This is a genomic window from Pseudomonas sp. FG86 (assembly GCF_057808775.1).
The window spans coordinates 1-2,591 of the sequence record NZ_JBMDIS010000178.1; the positions used below are offsets into that span (position 1 = coordinate 1).

Consider the following 2,591-nt stretch of genomic DNA (forward strand, 5'->3'; position numbering starts at 1 on the left):
GGGCAGCACCGTACCGGAAAGGTCAGGTGTTGCACTCAGTTTTCGCGGCCGCCCTGTATGACGAGGAGGGGGTTGTTATAAAAAGGCAGTTTTAATAGGGTGGTGGGTGGCAGGGTGATTATTGTGTAAGTGTATTATTTTTGTTTTAGTGGCGTTGCGTGGTGAGCTCCAGTGACTTTTTTATCTTCTGCGTCAAACAATAGCCTCGATTTCGCACTGAACGAAACAAGCGCTCGCCGTCGTTAACCCGTTTGAATTTTTCCTGGAGGCGGCTAAGGCACATTTCCAGACCGCGATACAGTTCAGGTTCGCGCCCGATGTTGCGGATCAGTTCCTCTTTGCTGACCACCCGTTCTTCATGGTGGAGCATCTTCTTGATCAGCGCCGATTCAATCGTGGTTAATGAAATACGCAGGCCACCTTTAACCAGTATCCGATCCTGTTGTGTCAGTAACCAAAAGTCCGGCGTGTGCAGCGCGGTGAAGTCAGAGTTGTTTTCCTGGAGATTGCGATGTGTCTTAGTGTTGGTAAGTTGAGATTTTAAGTGGCTGTCACTGGACGGTTGTGCAGCAGCCTGCAGGCACGGTGTTGACGGGGTAGTTGAGAAGTTGAGTTTATCAATGACAATGTAGTGACTTGTCGGTGGGGTGAAGTAGTGGTTGTGATGCAACGGAGTGTCGATCACCGCAGACGTTAGCGTAGCCCTCACGGTATTGTCCCGTAAAGTATAAGTGTGGTCGCGATAGGTTAACTCGACGTTGGGTGCAAAATCCTGAAGCGCAATAGGCACAGGTGCGGGCGAGAAGGCGTGCTTTTTGAGTGAGCTCATCGTGTTCACCGTTATCAGTGGGAGGAGAAAACTATAAACTTTCAGCGGGCGAGTAATAACCGCCCTGAAAGTAATTAAAAGGCAGGTTTTTGGCGAGCATGGCACTGTCGGCAAATTCAACCTGTTCCGCGATAAATGACACTCGCGTGACGCTTATCAGCTCTAACATACGGTCGTAGAGCCGATTGAACAGGTCGGAGTGCGTATTTAGGCTCAAACGGATGGCTGTGTCCGGAAAGGGCATTTTTATATAGTCATAGAGCTTGAGTTCTATCAGCAGGTCAGTCGGCTTTGTATCGAGTTTGTAGTTATTGTAGGCAAGTTTGATACCGCTGCGGTCTTTCAGGGTATAAAGCTGGCGCACCATGGCCCTGCGCTCCACTGGACTTGGCAATGCGTCCAAGGGGTTTTCTACGCTGATGACGAGTTGCTGTTTGTACTGCTCCAACGTATCGGAAGTTTGGATTAACTGCTTGAGCATGTCTGGGCACATCAGTGCCGATTGGTCAATGCGCAGGAACTTATGCATGGCCGGGTAACGCGAAGCCGCTGGTAGTTTTCGGGTCGCGCTCGTTGAACGTGGCGTCAACAGTTGCAAGGCCTCACGATAGGCACATTGCAGTTGTTCGCGGCACATCGGATGCAGCTCATGCGCATGAGTGAGCAAGTTGGTCGTGCTGTAGACGCGAGTTTCACTTCCCCATAGCGTGCAATTTCGCTCAACTATCGCCTGCCTCAGGAACTTGAACTCGGCAATGCCTGCAGGTGATATTTTCTCGCTATTCACGATTCGACCTCTCCTTGACAGGGTACAGATGGTTGGCAGAAATAATCCCGCGGCTTAATTTATAGCCGTAGCCTCGAATATTCTGAATGATGTTTTCGCCATATTGCGCCTTGATCTTGCTGCGCAGGCGGCTGATGGATTTTTCCAGGGCGCGGGAATCGTAGAACTTGGTATTGAGGCCCATGACCGCGGCGATTTCATCGTGACTGAGCAGTCGCTTATGAATCAGTGCTTCGAGTACCTTCATTTCAACGAAGGAGATCTCTAACTTTTGGCCGCCGCCGTAAATGCACATGCGGTCCTGGTCGAGGATCAGTTCGCAAGAATCCGACCGATACGTTTCATTCAGAAACGCATCGACTAAATCGATTTTTTTCTCGGGGGAAGTTTCGACTACTTTGATGCAGTAATCGGCGCCGGCCAAATAATATTTGGTCTTGCTCTGGGTGGACGCAAATGTCACCACGACACATATGATGCAACCCGGATGTTGGGTTCGTGTCTTCTTTATGATGTCCAGAGTTTGATGGCTGGCAGAGGGCGTATCGATTTCTATAATGATGGCGCGGTAATTGATGGGGTCATCCAGCGAGTCAACTAGTTGGCCGTAGCTACGTGTATCGACTTTTAAATCATTCGGTACAGTGCGAACTATAAGCGCTCTAAAATCCTCGGTTTTAGACGGAGTCCGTGCAGTAGCGAGGACGTTGGAAAAATGCATCACCTACTCCCTTTTCCGGCATGCAAGGTCGACAGTTCAATCGCTGCTAGCGTTTAGATACTAATCGAATTGATTACGGAAAAACGTGACAAATTTTAACATTCGTCCGTTTATTTTATAGGAGTGAACGCGGTGAGCGGGGGGGCGCGCGGGGGTGTTTGTGCAGCTGTAGACATATGCTAGTGCAGTTTTTTAATGCGGGCGGCCGCGAAAACTGAGTGCAACACCTGACCTTTCCGGTACGGTGCTGCCCC

Annotated in this window: 3 protein-coding genes; all 3 read right to left on the reverse strand. The window is 49.9% G+C overall.

The features are described from left to right. Positions 1-145 precede the first annotated feature (145 nt). From ACODSV_RS36140 to ACODSV_RS36150, 3 genes are read right to left on the reverse strand one after another with little or no spacing between them, the layout of a single operon-like run. Positions 146-829 (reverse strand): winged helix-turn-helix domain-containing protein, encoded by a 684-nt coding sequence (locus tag ACODSV_RS36140; RefSeq protein WP_150055735.1) that lies wholly within the window; start codon positions 827-829, stop codon positions 146-148. Between the two features lie 31 nt (positions 830-860). Beyond that, positions 861-1,616, reverse strand: coding sequence for a YuxH family protein (locus ACODSV_RS36145; protein ID WP_150055736.1), 756 nt, complete (start codon positions 1,614-1,616; stop codon positions 861-863). Then, complete coding sequence (locus ACODSV_RS36150; protein ID WP_489047509.1) at positions 1,609-2,337, reverse strand: winged helix-turn-helix domain-containing protein; 729 nt, start codon at positions 2,335-2,337, stop codon at positions 1,609-1,611. The genes ACODSV_RS36145 and ACODSV_RS36150 overlap by 8 nt, the downstream gene beginning before the upstream one ends. Positions 2,338-2,591 lie beyond the last annotated feature (254 nt).

What these genes read in the sequence shown, in the direction of transcription:
- ACODSV_RS36150 (WP_489047509.1), bottom strand. Translation starts at nt 2,337, where the DNA reads ATGCATTTTTCCAACGTCCTCGCTACTGCACGGACTCCGTCTAAAACC.
- ACODSV_RS36140 (WP_150055735.1), bottom strand. Translation starts at nt 829, where the DNA reads ATGAGCTCACTCAAAAAGCACGCCTTCTCGCCCGCACCTGTGCCTATT.